This window comes from Rhodopirellula sp. J20-39 (assembly GCF_057365095.1).
The window spans coordinates 4,962,850-4,977,558 of the sequence record NZ_CP195123.1 but is presented as its reverse complement, the minus strand read 5'-3'; the positions used below and the strand labels follow the sequence as shown (position 1 = coordinate 4,977,558).

General features: G+C 55.8%; 11 protein-coding genes. 4 read left to right on the top strand and 7 right to left on the bottom strand.

All coding sequences use genetic code 11. The annotated features are described in order from the left end of the window. Positions 1-69: 69 nt before the first annotated feature. From miaB to ACR3ZL_RS17980, 3 genes are all read right to left on the bottom strand, one after another. The gene (miaB, locus tag ACR3ZL_RS17990; RefSeq protein ID WP_473651731.1) at positions 70-1,479 is read right to left on the bottom strand and encodes a tRNA (N6-isopentenyl adenosine(37)-C2)-methylthiotransferase MiaB; all 1,410 of its coding nucleotides are present in this window, start codon (positions 1,477-1,479) and stop codon (positions 70-72) included. A gap of 160 nt (positions 1,480-1,639) precedes the next feature. Beyond that, the gene (locus ACR3ZL_RS17985; protein ID WP_473651732.1) at positions 1,640-1,855 is read right to left on the bottom strand and encodes a hypothetical protein; all 216 of its coding nucleotides are present in this window, start codon (positions 1,853-1,855) and stop codon (positions 1,640-1,642) included. 308 nt (positions 1,856-2,163) lie between these two features. After that, positions 2,164-2,691, bottom strand: a complete 528-nt coding sequence (locus ACR3ZL_RS17980; RefSeq protein ID WP_473651733.1) for a putative molybdenum carrier protein — start codon at positions 2,689-2,691, stop codon at positions 2,164-2,166. A gap of 97 nt (positions 2,692-2,788) precedes the next feature. On the opposite strand from ACR3ZL_RS17980, the gene ACR3ZL_RS17975 reads away from it, so the two are divergent. Together ACR3ZL_RS17975 and ACR3ZL_RS17970 are read left to right on the top strand one after the other, a co-directional pair. Continuing rightward, the gene (locus ACR3ZL_RS17975) at positions 2,789-4,990 is read left to right on the top strand and encodes a hypothetical protein (RefSeq protein ID WP_473651734.1); all 2,202 of its coding nucleotides are present in this window, start codon (positions 2,789-2,791) and stop codon (positions 4,988-4,990) included. Then, a complete protein-coding gene (locus tag ACR3ZL_RS17970) occupies positions 4,990-5,400 on the top strand; it encodes a hypothetical protein (protein WP_473651735.1) in 411 nt (136 codons plus the stop codon). The genes ACR3ZL_RS17975 and ACR3ZL_RS17970 overlap by 1 nt, the downstream gene beginning before the upstream one ends. Positions 5,401-5,489: 89 nt before the next feature. Here the strand turns inward: ACR3ZL_RS17970 and ACR3ZL_RS17965 are convergent, their stop codons facing one another. Continuing rightward, complete coding sequence (locus ACR3ZL_RS17965; RefSeq protein ID WP_486172845.1) at positions 5,490-7,736, bottom strand: AMP-binding protein; 2,247 nt, start codon at positions 7,734-7,736, stop codon at positions 5,490-5,492. Between the two features lie 342 nt (positions 7,737-8,078). Here ACR3ZL_RS17965 and ACR3ZL_RS17960 point away from each other — a divergent pair, with 342 nt between their 5' ends. Then, the gene (locus ACR3ZL_RS17960) at positions 8,079-8,849 is read left to right on the top strand and encodes a thioesterase II family protein (protein WP_486172844.1); all 771 of its coding nucleotides are present in this window, start codon (positions 8,079-8,081) and stop codon (positions 8,847-8,849) included. A 127-nt stretch (positions 8,850-8,976) separates the two neighbouring features. On the opposite strand, the gene ACR3ZL_RS17955 is transcribed toward ACR3ZL_RS17960, so the two are convergent. Further along, entirely contained in the window at positions 8,977-11,676 is a 2,700-nt protein-coding gene (locus tag ACR3ZL_RS17955) for an MGH1-like glycoside hydrolase domain-containing protein (RefSeq protein WP_486172843.1), read from the bottom strand. A 395-nt stretch (positions 11,677-12,071) separates the two neighbouring features. Here ACR3ZL_RS17955 and ACR3ZL_RS17950 point away from each other — a divergent pair, with 395 nt between their 5' ends. Then, a complete protein-coding gene (locus ACR3ZL_RS17950; protein ID WP_473651739.1) occupies positions 12,072-12,668 on the top strand; it encodes a hypothetical protein in 597 nt (198 codons plus the stop codon). A gap of 17 nt (positions 12,669-12,685) precedes the next feature. Here ACR3ZL_RS17950 and ACR3ZL_RS17945 read toward each other — a convergent pair whose 3' ends face one another. Together ACR3ZL_RS17945 and ACR3ZL_RS17940 are read right to left on the bottom strand one after the other, a co-directional pair. Then, positions 12,686-14,104 carry an aminotransferase class III-fold pyridoxal phosphate-dependent enzyme gene (locus ACR3ZL_RS17945; protein ID WP_473651740.1) on the bottom strand — a complete coding sequence of 473 codons (1,419 nt, stop codon included), beginning with the start codon at positions 14,102-14,104 and terminating at the stop codon, positions 12,686-12,688. 168 nt (positions 14,105-14,272) lie between these two features. Further along, positions 14,273-14,701, bottom strand: a complete 429-nt coding sequence (locus ACR3ZL_RS17940) for a response regulator (protein ID WP_473651741.1) — start codon at positions 14,699-14,701, stop codon at positions 14,273-14,275. Between the last annotated feature and the right edge of the window lie 8 nt (positions 14,702-14,709).

Below are 14,709 nucleotides of genomic sequence, written 5' to 3'. Positions count from 1 at the left end.
TTTGAACGCGTGGAAAGATGCGATTTGAGAACCAAGTCAATCGACAAACGTTCGATTGAATGATAGAGCTTACAGGCCGATCGAAACGACTTCGACTTGGCGGACGCGACCGATCAGCGTGTTGCTGGTGACTTCATCAACATGCACGTCCAGAATCTGTCCGGCTTGTCGGCGGTTGCCGTCGAAGACCACGATACGGTCGCAATGAGTTCGGCCAGTCATCTGGACCGCAGGCGAATCCGGGTCGGAGTTCTTGGACTTTTTGCTTGGCCCTTCGACCAGGACTTCGACGGTCGAGCCAACCAACTTCAAGTTGTCTTCCTTGGCGATTCGGTTTTGAACGTCAAGCAATTCATGATTGCGTGCCGCTTTGACTTCGCGAGGCACGTCGTCTTCGAGTCGCTCGGCGGCTTTGGTTCCACCGCGAACACTGTACTGGAAGATAAAGCTGTTCTTGAACCGGCAGCGTTCAATCAGTTGCACTGACTTTTGGAAGTCTTCGTCGGTCTCGCCGCAGAAGCCGACAATGAAATCGCTGCTGACGGCGGCGTTGGGCAGCACGTCTTCGATTCGCTCGTACATTTCCATGTAGTCGGCGATGGTGTAGCCCCGCTTCATGCGTTTGAGCACCTCGTCGCTGCCGCTTTGAGCTGGGACGTGTAGGTACGGCGAACACTTAGGCAAGTCACGAACCGTCTCGAGCAATCGCCGTGACATGTCTTTGGGGTAATTCGTGACGAACTTCAAGCGACGGATGCCATCGATCTCGTGCAATTGTTCGAGAAGTTCCGCCAGATCGGTTTCACCCGCTTCGCCGCGGTGACGGTAGCTGTTCACGGTTTGACCGAGCAGGGTGATTTCTAAACATCCTTGTTCGGCAAGCGTGCGAGCTTCCGAAACAATTTCCGATGGGGCACGGCCTTGTTCGGGACCCCGTGTGTTCGGGACGACGCAGTAGGTACAGAACTTGTCGCATCCGATTTGGATTCGCAGATACGCCTGGAACGGCGTGGGACGCATCGCTGGGTCTCGCAGCGGGTCGAACGTTTCGTGGGACCGGGCGACGAGTGATTGCTTGCCATCTTTGCGTCCTAGGGACACCGCCATTTGGCGTCCTTCACCCGCGTCGACTTTCGAAATTAATTCGGGTAGCGAATGCAGTTGTCCTGGTCCAACTATCATGTCAACAAACGGAGCACGGCGGAAAATGACCTCTTGGTCCTTCTGTGCCATGCAGCCCAAAACGCCGATCTTCTTGTCGGGGTTACGTGCTTTCGTGTCTCGCAGCTTGCCCAGCGCGCTGTACGTTTTCTCTTCGGCTTGTTCGCGGATACTGCACGTGTTGTATAGCAACAGATCGGCATCGCTTGGCGTATCAACGACCTGGTAACCGTGACGTTTCAAGTCGGCGATCACCATCTCGCTATCGAGCACGTTCATCTGACAGCCGACGGTCTTGATGTAAACGGTTTTGGTCATGGGGACGGTCGATTGCTGGTGGGGCGAGAAGTTAGAAGCGGTGTGGGCGGTTGGCTAAAAAATCGGCGGTGGATCGATCGTCACTGACCGGTGCGGTCGAATCTGGATTCAAGTCGCCGAACTGGCATTATCGTTGATGGAGGGGCGAACGGAACGTTGGCTATTCTTCCGAATCCGGCGGTGCCATCTCGTCCGTTTTTCGCTTGACGTGATCACGGAGCAGGTTGGTCAAACGCGTTTGGCGTCGACTCATCCCGCTGATCAGGAACCAGATGGCAACCATCGAAGCACCGATCCATAGCCAGTTCAACGATGACAGCATGCCTTCGGCAAGCGGTAAGCACGTGATAGCAGTTTTACCCCAGATTCCGTTCATCCCGCCAAGATAACCTCGCTGGGCTGGTTCCGGAAAGGTCTGACTGTCTTTTCAAGGCCCACAGCGTGTTTTCGTGACTGATGCCGCATCTTTACAGGCTCGAACGCAATTTCGCGGTTTTCTGCAAGCCTTGCGGGGTCTGGCAATTTGGGGGCTATACGGCCCGTTTCAAGCCTGTCCGGCCTGGTCCCAAGTTGATTGCTCGAGTATTTCAGCGAGCTGAGGCGTTGTTTTCCGTGGAATGCTCAGTGGGATACTCGGCGGTTCGCTGGGAACCCGTGGCTTGCCCACTTTAACGCGACGAACTTCTAGCCTAACACCGAGGTCATTAACGCCCTGGTTTCTTCTTGAATGCCCACAGCGTTGGTTTCGCGTGGACCGGCGACATTGAGCGTATCGGGTCGGACGACGGCCAGCCAATTAAGAATTTGGTCACGCGCCGTGGGGGTGTCACTGGGCTGTTTTGCGGTCGGTTGGTCAATCGCAATGCTCAGAAACGGTTTGCCTTCCCGCCGGCAAATCCGCTGCGTCAGTGCCGTGCCGCCGGAAACCGTTCCTCGGAACAAAATCAGCGTCGCGTCCGAGTCCACGACGTTCTTCGCCGTGCGATCGGGGTAATACGCCGAATCGAGTTCGTCCAGTAAGTATTGCGGCGGTACCTGGCCGTCTTCGGCCAGTCGTCCCAGTGGGCACCAACCGCCGTGGGAGATGCCCAATGCGATGGCGGCATCCAACGCACCGCGGTCCACACCCGTTTGGCCGCCGGAGACAATTCGCGTCGGCACAAATCTCTCTTGCGAAGGGTCGGTAGCAAAAAGTGTGGGCGGTTGATCCATTTCAGCAGTGTACTGTTTCGCCATTGCCGCAACCACTTTATCCTACCCCGTTCACTTTCACGATTTACGGTTCGGTTCCTCGGATGACTGGCTCGCGATGAAACAGCGGTTTGCAAGAGACAATCAAGATTTCAAGCTGCCAACTGCCGCTAGGCGATTGGGCGGAATAGTCACGCTAACGGGGTTCGTCGTATTGGCTGCGTTATCGGCCGACGCCCAGGCCGCTGGCGGAGGCCGACAGTTCGCGCATTCCGATAGTAACAAACGCTATCTGCACCACATCGATCTGTACGACGCCAACAACCGCAAGATTACAGCAGACTCGACGACGCCTTACTCGCCACTGAAGACATGCGGACGATGCCATGATTACGAAACCATTTCGCACGGTTGGCACTTCAACGCATTTCGTAGCTACGCACTCGGAACCTCGCAGAATGTGGATGACCAGGTCGCCGATGACGATTCGAGTGGTCACGCCAGTCACCCTAATGATGGTCGCCAGGGTGAACCATGGATCTGGACCGATGAGCGGACCGGGACCCAATTGCCGCTGAGCTATCGAGATTGGCCGGACCTGTTCAATCCTGACGAGATCGGGATCGATCCGTTTTCGATGACCCGCCACTTCGGTGCCCGCACCCCTGGTGGTTCGACCGGTCTTGAAGACGCCCGTTCGCTTGCGATTCCAGACGGGACCGAAGCCGACCCCGAAAGTGATGACTTGGCGTCTCGATGGAAGCTGACCGGTGATCTGGAAGTCGATTGCATGGTCTGTCACGCTGTCTCAGGTGCCTATGACTTTGAATTGCGCAGGGAGACTATCGAAGACGAGAACTTCGCTTGGGCTCCGACTGCTGCACTGCGATTGGGAAACATCGACGGTTCGGTATCACGGCTGAAGACCGGCAGCGATCCGGAAGATGAAAAAGTGCAGGCGAAACTGCCGAAGGTCACTTACAACCCGTCTCGCTTTCAATCCGACGGCACAGTGTTCATGGACCTGGTACGCCAGGTTGAAAACAATGCGTGTTATCAGTGCCACAGTCAACGCACGGTATCGATCAACGAATCGGGGCAGTCAGCGGGAATTGATCTGCGGTGGGTTCATGACCAAGACGTGCACATCCGCGCGGGAATGAATTGCACGGATTGTCACCGCAACGGCATCGAACACCACATCGTTCGTGGGTTCGAAGGTGAGGTTCGATCTACCGGTCCAGCGATGACGACCCTTAGCTGCGCCGGTTGTCATTTGGGGACCGATTTCTACTTAGATGAGGACGCCGCAGAAGCTTCGGTGGCCCTGAAGGACATCGTCAACCGTCCAGGAAGAATGGGATCGCCACTACCGCGTCACGACGGCTTGCCACCGATTCACTTTGAAAAGTTGGCGTGTACGGCTTGCCACAGTGGTCCGATTCCTGGGGCGACCGCCAGCGGGATGATGACATCGCTGTCGCATGGGCTCGGTTCCAAGGGTCACCGCACTGGCGAAGAAATGCCGTCAATTCGCGGTCCGCTCTTCGTGCCGTTGTCCGAAATGGCGGGGGCACCGCATGCTGGCGGATCAGATTCGAACGAGGGCGAGGAAGCGTCTGACCACGCTTTGAAATCCCGAACAACGGTCGCTCGAGGAATGTGGCCCGCGTTTTGGGGCAAGATCCAAGATGGCGAAGTGGTGCCGTTGCCGCCGGAAGATGTTTACACCGCAACGCGGCGAGCGTTACGAGTCCGGCGAGGTTTCATCGCCGAGATCACCAAACCCACGCTGGAAGACGAGAAGAAGAAAACTCTCTTTGACGAAAAGGTCTACGCCGGTTTGGTGGCGATTGAAAAAGAGTTGGGCGTCGATCAGGCGGTCTATGTTTCGACCGGCAAAGTGTTTGCCAAAGGCGAAAACGAAGAAGAACTGAAAGAGATCTCTGTATCTAACCCCGACAAGATTGACATGGTGCGTTGGCCGATGGCCCACAACGTTCGTCCCGCAGGTTGGTCGTTGGGGGCGACGGGATGTCTGGAGTGTCATGCCGACGACGGTGTGATCTTCGCATCGACCGTGACCGCGGCAGGGCCAGCGCCGGTGGTGACTGGGCCGATCACGATGGCCTCGCTGCAGGGAATCGATGACATCGATCGACAGGTTTGGAATGAGCTGTTCGCAGGTCGATCCAACTTCAAAATATTGACCACGCTATCGCTCATTTCGCTTGCGGTCATGATCTTGGTCGGAATGGCAACAAAAGTCCTTTCGCTGGTCAACCATACTCAGTCTTCTAACAACGATCGGAGCCGATAGTGCGACGTATCCTACAACTCGTTTGTTTTCTTGCTCTGCTAGTCGCCGTCGTGGTGTTGGTCGTGACTTCGCTACCGACGTGGTTCGATGGGCATTTGGGCGGTGACCGCCTCATCATTCATATGATGGCGAGCGGTGTCGTTGTGGTCACGTTGCCGATGTACACGGTCTTACGTTGGGGCGAATCGTTGGGCACGCGTCTGGGATCGTCGTTAGAGCCGATCGCGTTTTGGACCATGGTGGTGTTTGGCTTCCTAACGATTGGCAGCATGTTCATCTGCATGTTGCCCATCGCAGCGACCGGCACGCAGCGTGAGATGATCGACCTGCACGGTTGGTTGGGCTCGGTTTTAGCGATTGCCGTTGTCGCGAACTTGGTGCTGTATCGTAAGCGGATCGCGGCCAGCTAAGTCTGCGTCGCGGCGATCGGAGCTATCAAGTGAAGGCCGTAACTTAAGAAAGAGCACTCGCTTGCTGCTCTTTCGGATAAGCAGCATGCTTATTCTTCCGGCATGTTTTCGATTTCAGCTAACAGCTTTTCGAAATCATCTTCTTCATCGAAGGCTTCTTCTTCGACTTCGTCGGTTACGCCGATTAACTCTTGTGCCAGGAAGATCGCCAGTCGAGCTGGTGTGGGATAGTTCCACGCCAGCACGGGTGTCAGTTCAACGCCCAGCCAATCTTCCAGTTCGCTGCTCAGTTCGACGGCGGCGAGCGAATCGAGGCCATAGTCGGCGAACGGAGTTTCGTTGGAGACTTCGTTCTTATCAATCCCGCCACGGGCGACCAACCAAGCTAACAGCCAAGCTTCGATTTGGGCGGCTGCGTCATCGAGTGATTGGCCGTCTTCGCGTTGCGGCAGCAGTGGCAACGAAGCCGCCACGCTATCGTCGGTCGCCAACGCTCGGCTCCACTGATAACGCGAGGTAATTTGGTTCGACTCAACCAGTTGCCGGCACGCTTGTCGCTGAACCTTTCCACTGGTCGTCAGTGGAATCGTACCCGGCCGAGTCAGGAGGACTTGGCGGGCATCGACTTCGTGCTCGTCAATTAATTGACGACGGATTCGGCGTACCGCCTCCGGCATCGCGTCGGATTCCATGTGCCGATTGACTTCGATCACCAACGTCAGGGTGTCGCCGTGCGGGCCAGGTGTGGCCACGGCTACTGACTGAAAATAGTCGCTGCCTAGCTCACTAGCGACGGTCGCTTCGATGTCTTGTGGATAGTGGTTTCGGCCTCGCAGGATAATGACGTCCTTGCACCGACCGGTGACGTAAAGCTGTCCTTCGTGGACAAAGCCCAGGTCGCCAGTACGCAAGAATTCGCCGCGTGATTCTTCCCCGGCAATCTTGGCTTGGAATTGTTCTGCGTTCACTTCCGGACGTTGGTAGTACCCACCGGCAACCGAGGTGCCTTGGAGCCAAATCTCGCCAACCTCTAACGACGAACGCAGTGTTCGGCTGTCAGGGTCGACAATCTCGATCGTCATGTCGTAGCCCGGTTGGCCGCAAGCAACAATTTGGCGAGCTGGCGAATCGGAATCCGCTTCCAGCGGCGTAACGGTACCGACCAGCAAATCGTCACGGTCCACTCGCAAGACGGGTAATTCCGACGTGCCGTGTCCACTGGCTGCAAGCAGCGTTGATTCAGCTAAACCGTAGCAAGGTGTGAACGATCCTTCATTGAATCCCGATGAGGCAAAGTGTTGAGAGAATCGTTTTAGGGTTTCCGCCGAAATCGGCTCAGCGCCACAAAACGCAACACTCCAATCGCTTAAATCGAGCGATGCGGCTTGGTCCGATTCAATTCGATCAACGCAGAGTTGATAGGCAAAGTTGGGAGCACCACTGATTGACGCTTTCATCTTGGAAATCGTTTCGAGCCATCGCATCGGCCGCGACAGGAACGATCGTGGCGACATCAGCACGGTGTGACCGCCGATGTAAACCGCTTCAAGGATGCCACCGATCAGGCCCATGTCATGGAACGGGGGCAGCCAGAAAACGCCACGTGAGTATTGGTCACCGCTATCTTCGGACCAATCCAATCCAAACGCCATGCGAATGGCTTCCAAATTGGAGATCAAGTTAGAGTGCGAGACCATCACGCCTTTGGGTTGGCTGGTCGATCCGCTGGTGTATTGCAAAAGTCCAAGATCGTCAGCATCGATCTGGTCGAGTGCCTCTTCCCATTCAATGGCGTTGGCTGAACCAGGGGTCCAGTCGTGGGAGTGGGTGCCTTGGATATCACGGCGATGGTCATCCGGCCGAGTCGCATCGGTAGCCACGAAAGTGGCGGCAGCGACGTCGGCGTTGAGTCGTTTTAAATCGATGCCGTTAATCGTTTCAGCATCACCCAAAAGCAGCTTCGGCCGACAATCCGTCGCGGCGGAATCCAATCGAGGCATCGCCCGCCCCGGCTTGGGGAAGCAAGTTGGTACTGGAACGACACGGATGTACTGGCACGCCAAAAATGCCACCATGAATTCCAAGCCGGGTGGAAACAGCAATAGGGCCCGGTCGCCTGGACGAAGGTGGAGGGAGGCGTTTTGGGTCAAACGCGTAGCAAGTTCGGTGACTCGGTTGTTCAATCCCGCATAGGTCAGTGTTTCTTCGTTACCGTCATCGCTTAAGAAAGTCAGTGCTGGACGGTCAGGGTGTGCCGTCGCACGATCCTGCAGCACATGGGCCAGCGAAATCCACTTGCAAGTGGATGGTTCGGCTTGGTCAGATTTACGAAGCATATGCGAGTTCAGAGATGCAAATCAGGGCAATGGCATAGGTGAAAAAATCTTCTGCCATCCAGGCTTGCAAGCTCGAGTCGAAAATCAAATTGATTTGCGGACTCAACGACTCGTATATTCCGTTACTACTAACATAAGACCCACCCGGTTGGCTGAAAAGGTGAACGACCGCATCATGGCGGACTCCAGCCAATCTGGGGCTTGTTAGCCTGATTGAAGGGCTCGTTCGGGCAATCAGAGAAGGTTAGTCGAAAAAACCGAAATATCGTCACGGCATCGCCATTCCAACCAATAATCATGGGGAAAATCGCCGTGCTGCCCTATTAAAAGCAATTTACGCGTATGACTACGCCCCAAAAACCGTCGCCCGCCCCACCTCGAGATGCCTCCGAGAAATGGTTTCGGACAATCGGAGCCTTCCAGCCCGGTCGCCGGAACCTGATTTGGTTTCCGCACGCGGGGGGGGGGACGGCGCCGCTGATTCGAGCTTGCTTGCGATTTCCGCCTGTCGTCAATCTGTGGGCAGCCGCTTTGCCCGGCCGAGAAAGCCGGTTTGCCGATCCTCGCCCGGACACGCTCGATTCGCTAGTCACATCGCTTGCCGAGTCAATTCCGCCGGACGCCGATCCGCCAGTCTTAGTGGGGCACAGCTTCGGTGGACTGTTGGCGTATTTGGTGGCGCGGAAACTATCCGCCCAATTTGACCGGAAAGTGGCTGGGGTCGTGGTGATGGCCATGTCCGCCCCGAGTCGGTTGAGCAGCAAGAATTCGATCGTCCATTTACCCGATCGTGACTTTGCCGAGCAACTCGATCAACGCTACGGCGGCGTACCAAAATCGCTTCGCGAAAACGCCGAGGCGATGCAGTTGTTCTTACCAACCGTCCGTCATGATTTCCAATTATTGGAATCCTATAAGGACGATGCCGAAGTGGTCTTGGACGTTCCCATCTTGGCACTAGCCGGTACCGCTGATCAAGCGACGACACGAGAGCGGATGCTTGATTGGAAGGACAAAACAACCGGGCCGTTTGAGCTTCAGATGGTTAACGGAGACCACTTCTTTCCACTTGCCGACGTTCCGCGAACACTTGAGATCGCCGCGGCAATTTAGTTGTGCAAAAGAAGCGAGCACGCTGTATCACATTTAGCGGGCGACACGGTTCTTTCAACTTCGCAGTTTGTTGCGGTTGTAGACTTGTAGAGTCGCCCGTCTATCGCAATGCGCGTTGCGATTGAGGCTATTCCGGATCGATTCCGCCTTCAGTAATTTTACCGTGCAATTGTTCGATGCAAGTTGCAATCAATGCCGTCCATCCGGTTTGATGACTCGCGCCGAGGCCTTCGCCGGTGTCTCCGTTGAAGTACTCGTAGAACAGCACTTGATCTTGCCACAAGTTGTCATCGTTGTTCATCCCACTGCCACGTAGGCACGGTCGCGAACCGTCCTTGTCGGTGTACAGAAAGATGTTTGATAGTCGTCGGTTCAGTTCGTCGGCGACCTCACGCAAGTTCATCATGTTGCCCGAACCTGTTGGGCATTCGATTTGAAACTCGTCGCCATAGAACTCGTGATAGCGCTGAACCGCTTCGATCAACAGGTAGCTGGTTGGGAACCAGATCGGGCCTCGCCAATTGCTGTTCCCACCGAACATGAAACTGTCCGATTCGCCAGGGACGTATGCCACCGTGTGGTCAACGCCACGCACAGAAATTTCAAACGGGTTCGCTTCATGGTCCTTGGATAGAGAACGAATTCCATAATCCGATAGAAACTCTTTTTCGTCCAACAGCACCGACAATACTCGGCGCAAGCGATCTTCCGATGGAATCGAAATCAGCATCCGCTTGTGGCGACTGGTCGTCTTGCAAAACGTAATGTTTTTGACCAAGTCGTGCCGATTGTTCAGGAACCAGTCCAGCCGGTTTCGGAATCCAGGCAAGTCATCGAGCAGATCTTCGTCGAGAATTTCAACGGCAATCAGCGGCAGCAGCCCCACCAGCGACTTGACCTTCATTGGTCGTTTCTCGCCGTCGATCTTCAATTGGTCATAGTAGAAGCCGTCTTCTTCGTCCCACAATCCACCGCTGTCGCCGTGATTCATCGCGTCGACGATGCGAATGAAGTGGTCGAGGAATTTCGACGCCATGTCGGAATAAGATCGATCGTGCCGCGCCAGTTCGAGTGCCATCGACATCATCGTGCCGCTGTAGAACGCCATCCATGCGGTACCGTCGGCCTGTTCCAGTTCAGCTCCGTCAGGAAGCCCTTTGCTGCGATCGAACACACCGATGTTATCGAGCCCGAGGAAGCCACCAGCGAACACATTGTCACCGTTGCCATCGACTTGGTTTACCCACCAAGTGAAATTCAGCAGCAACCGCTGGAATGCTTGAGCGAGAAATTTGTAGTCGCACTTGCCGGTTTCTTTTTCCATTTGGAACACGCGCAAGCATGCCCACGCGTGAACCGGTGGGTTAACGTCGTCGAAGTAGAACTCGTAAGCCGGTAGTTGACCGTTGGGGTGCATGTACCACTCGCGTAGCAGCACCATCAGTTGCTTCTTCGCAAACGCAGGATCAATCCGCGCTGCCGGGATCATATGGAACGCTAAGTCCCATGCGGCGAACCATGGGTATTCCCATTTGTCGGGCATCGACAAGACATCGCGAGCATACAAGTGCCGCCAATCTTTGTTGCGTCCTTCGTGCCGTGAAGCCGGCGGCGTCATCACGTCTTGGTCGCCGTCGAGCCAGTCGGCAACAATGTAGTGATAGAATTGCTTCGTCCACATCAGCCCCGCATACGCCTGGCGAGAAACCAAACGTTGTTGATCCGATACGGCTTGAGGGATCACGCTGTCATAAAACGAATCGGCTTCGGCGGCGCGTTGTTTGGCAACACGATCAAAGTCGCTACCCAAGTCAGGCTGGCTTTCGCCCAACGTTTCGACGTCGGTTAATCGCAAACGGACTTTGCGGGTTTCACCGGGCTGAAGTTTCCAGCGATACAACGCGGCGACTTTCGTGCCGTGCGGCTTAGGGTTCACCGCCTCGGTTTCGTTTTGGATCACGTAACGATGAAACGCATCCTTGGTGTATGGCGAAAAATTCTCGCCACCGAACAACTCTTGCATGTTCGATTCATTTTCGGTGAACAACAACTCGCTTCCCGGTTGCTGTTCGAACTGGCATCGAAACGGTTCGAGCGTGTCGTGCCGGGTATGAACGATGTGGGCATCGGGCGACGCTGGATCGTCCACCTTTTGGATCAGCGGCTTTGCAGTGCAGCCTTCATGTCGGCAACCCCAAACCCATGTGTTGCGAAACCAAAGCGTCGGTAGAACGGTGATTTCGTGCGCGTCGGGACCCTGGTTTGTCACCTCGATTTCGATCAACAGGTCATTTGCGTTGGCCTTGATGTAGTTCGCCGTGACATCGAAAAAGCGATTCTCGTCCAGGATGCCGGTGTCGAGCAATTCGTATTCACGGTCCAACAATCCGCGCTGTGCGTTCGTCTTGACCAATTCGCGGTAGGGATACCGGGCGTGTGGGTAGCGATACATCGCCTTGGCGAATGAATGCGTTGGCGTGCTGTCGAGATAATAGTAAAGCTCTTTAACGTCCTCGCCGTGGTTCCCTTCGGGGCCGGTAAGTCCGAATAGCCGTTCCTTTAAGATCGTGTCGTTGCCGTTCCACAACGCGACACTGAAACACAACCGGCATTGGCGGTCGGTGAAACCGAGCAAGCCGTCCTCGCCCCAGCGATAGGCGCGGCTGCGGGCGTGTTCATGCGGGAAATCGCTCCACGAATGTCCGCCTTCGGAGTAGTCTTCGCGGACCGTGCCCCACTGCCGCTCGGACAAATACGGTCCCCAACGCTTCCAGTTGACTTCGCGAGCTTCGTCTTGTGAGAGGCGTTGGTGTTCGGCAGTGTTCATGCGAGTCCTTGCAAAAGATGAGTCGAGGTGGCCGATGAGTAGACTTGGGAACGAGGCATCGTATTGACACCCTGAGCAATGGTGTCAACTCGCCGGTAACCCTGTTCGGGTGCCGCTTAACATCTGAGGTCGCTGTTTCGCTTCCCCGGTCAATTGGTATTGCCCGTCTTCGCCCAATCCTAGCCGAGTCCTTCCGCGATGCCCACCAACGGTCTTGATGCCCACCGACGGTGTCTGGCCAGTTTTGGTGATCCGGGGGGTGCGATTATGCCGATACTTCCGGCGACGGGAGCCAGTCTATCGAGAGGGGCAGCCTGTTGAGATGGTGCCGCGGCGTTACTCCAATCGCGATCAGGCACTGGAACCCTACGAATCACCTGAGCAAGAGGCTGGAGATGAATCCGATTCGAATGATGGGCCTGCTTTCGGCGGTTGCTGTCTTCTTTTGTTCCGGTTGTGCAACGATTGTCAGCGATCGCCAGTACGCGGTCACGATCGATAATGTGCCCGGACCGACTTGCTTCGCTGTTTATGACCGAAAGCAACAGGTCATCGAACAGGGCGTCACACCTAAGCAGGTAACGCTGGATGCCAAGTCGTATCCGTTTTGGCCTTCGAAATACACGGTTGTCATGGCCGGTTCCGAGTCGACCAGCCAGCGACATGAATTGAAGGCCGGTTTCGATCCCTGGATTGCAGGCAACTTGGTCGTCGGCGGAGGCCTGGGGGCTGTGATCGATGGCGCGACTGGTGCCATGTTCCGATTGCCGAAACGCGTGACAGGCAACGTGGCCGAACGATATGCGGTTTGCGATCCGCAGGTTGGCTACATGTTAGCGGCTTCAGTGATGCAGGAATCCGCTGTCGTACCGGCTTCGGCGCTGAGCCCGGGAACCGTTTCGCCGACCGCCATTGCCAGCCCGGCCTATGCGGAAGCTCAAACGGCGAGCAATCCTGTCATGCCCGCATCGCATAAGCTTCCGGCAAAGTAAGCGGCTCGTCGATTCACTTAAGACCGTTTGGTCGCGAACTGAGTTAAGCCTGCGTCGAGCAAAGCAACCGCAGCGTCAATGTGTGCGTGCGTTGTGATTGCTGGTGGAGGTAGGAATCGCAAACGCACCGGTGCGGCTCCGCAAAGGAAGCCCAGCAGACCAAGGTCGTAAAGGATATTCATCAGCAGCTTCGCTTGATCCAGCGATCCGTCTCCGGGTGTGAACCCGATCATCATGCCTTCACCATAAGGTCCGCTGATTAAGCCAGGATGCTTTTTGGCGAGGCCTTGAAGTTGTTCGACGAAGTAGGCGTGACGAGTGGCGTTGGCTCCGTTTTTGCCAAAGCAATTCGCAGCGTCCAACTGACGAAGTGTTTCCAAGCCGGTTTGAATCGCCGATGAAGAGCCTGTGAACGTTTGGCTTAAGATCGGCGCCGTAGGATGGAAGTCTTTACGGTACAGCGTTGCGCATACCTGGGTAATCTTGCCAACCGTGACGATGTCGGCGAATTCCTCCAAACCATAGTGCTGGAAAGCAAACGGTTGGGTTGTGCGTGAGAACGATTGCACTTCATCAAACACGATTGAAACGCCTGCTTCACGCAGCGGTGCACATAAGGCTGCGAAGAAGTCATGGCTGCCCGCGTAGTAGCCGCCTTCACCTGCGACGGGTTCGGCCCAGAAAGCAGCGTACTTGCCGGGGTGGCGTGCAAGGAGCTGTTTTAGTTTGCTGACGGCCCTTGCGGTGGATCCCGCAGGATCTTGAGGATCCAGGAACGGCAAGTAGTCCACCTGGATTGCTAACGGAATCCCGTTTCGATACGCGGGGCGATCCGTTAACGCGGCCAACGCGATCGAGCGTCCAGCGAATGCGTTATCGAACGCGATGATTCGGTTCGCAGGTTGGTTGTGGTGAAAGGCCAGCTTCAACGCGTTTTCGTTCGCCATCGCTCCGCTGGTAGATAGCAGGCCGTGTTCCAACGGTGCGCCGGTTTGACTGGCCAGTTCAATCAACCGGCTTAACATCTCAACGCTCGGTATGTTTTGTTGCAGGTTGCCTTGCATGACGGTGTCTTCAATCGCGGCGTCGATGCCAGCTTCGATGATGGCCGGGTGCGAATGCCCGCAGCCATGCACGCCAATGCCGCCGATGAAGTCAAGCTTCACACTTCCGTCGGCGAGCTCAACATAAGGACCGTTGCCTAAGCCCGATGCGAAATACGGCCATAAGGGTGCACCGCCTCGTGCGGCGGTGTAGTCGTCGATGGATTTCTGGTAAGCATCTTTTAGCGCCGGATCGGATTGGGCGACGTCGTTGATGGATCCAGTGTGCTCCGCCAATGCCTCCGCAATCAGACGCTTGGCCTCCGCCACTCGAGGATCGTTTTGGAATGCCGTCGCTTTGGTTTGCGAGGCGGTGGCAGCGGATTGAGTCATGAGCGGAATGGGAAGTGAGCGTAAAGAACAGTCCAGCGATGGCAGGGCACCCGCCCAAATAACTAGACGCGCCCGTCGACGAAGCGATTGCTCCGAGCCAATGGGAGTCGCTTCGTGTCTCTCGGGTTCGCGAGGTTAGACGACGGCGTGCCGTGCTTGACCGAAATGTTACGCCGTTTCTTCGGGTTTGGCGAGTAACCGTGCGACGGCTTCGAGCAGACGCTCGATAGCGAAAGGCTTACGAATGTATTCGTTGACGCCTAGAAGCTCGGCGTACGCTTGGTGCCGGCTGCCTTCGTTGCCTGTGATCATGATGACAGGGATTGGCAGCTCAATTTCGCGGCGAAGTTTTTCGAGAACCAGGAAGCCGCTACGTTTGGGCATCATCATGTCCAAAATCATCAACTGCGGGCTTTCTTTTTCCGCCAAGGCTAGGCCTTGGTTGCCGTCGCGAGCGATCACAACTTGGTAGCCAGCGGATTCCAGAGCGTAGGAAACCGTCTCGACAATCTCTGGATCATCGTCGACGACAAGAATTTTCTGGCCAGAAGCCGGGGGGGCCGAAGAATCGGAAGGTGGGTTGGCGGGAGCGTTCATAGCATCGG

What these genes read in the sequence shown, in the direction of transcription:
- miaB (WP_473651731.1), bottom strand. Translation starts at nt 1,479, where the DNA reads ATGACCAAAACCGTTTACATCAAGACCGTCGGCTGTCAGATGAACGTG.
- ACR3ZL_RS17985 (WP_473651732.1), bottom strand. Translation starts at nt 1,855, where the DNA reads ATGAACGGAATCTGGGGTAAAACTGCTATCACGTGCTTACCGCTTGCC.
- ACR3ZL_RS17980 (WP_473651733.1), bottom strand. Translation starts at nt 2,691, where the DNA reads ATGGATCAACCGCCCACACTTTTTGCTACCGACCCTTCGCAAGAGAGA.
- ACR3ZL_RS17975 (WP_473651734.1), top strand. Translation starts at nt 2,789, where the DNA reads ATGAAACAGCGGTTTGCAAGAGACAATCAAGATTTCAAGCTGCCAACT.
- ACR3ZL_RS17965 (WP_486172845.1), bottom strand. Translation starts at nt 7,736, where the DNA reads ATGCTTCGTAAATCTGACCAAGCCGAACCATCCACTTGCAAGTGGATT.
- ACR3ZL_RS17960 (WP_486172844.1), top strand. Translation starts at nt 8,079, where the DNA reads ATGACTACGCCCCAAAAACCGTCGCCCGCCCCACCTCGAGATGCCTCC.
- ACR3ZL_RS17955 (WP_486172843.1), bottom strand. Translation starts at nt 11,676, where the DNA reads ATGAACACTGCCGAACACCAACGCCTCTCACAAGACGAAGCTCGCGAA.
- ACR3ZL_RS17950 (WP_473651739.1), top strand. Translation starts at nt 12,072, where the DNA reads ATGAATCCGATTCGAATGATGGGCCTGCTTTCGGCGGTTGCTGTCTTC.
- ACR3ZL_RS17945 (WP_473651740.1), bottom strand. Translation starts at nt 14,104, where the DNA reads ATGACTCAATCCGCTGCCACCGCCTCGCAAACCAAAGCGACGGCATTC.
- ACR3ZL_RS17940 (WP_473651741.1), bottom strand. Translation starts at nt 14,701, where the DNA reads ATGAACGCTCCCGCCAACCCACCTTCCGATTCTTCGGCCCCCCCGGCT.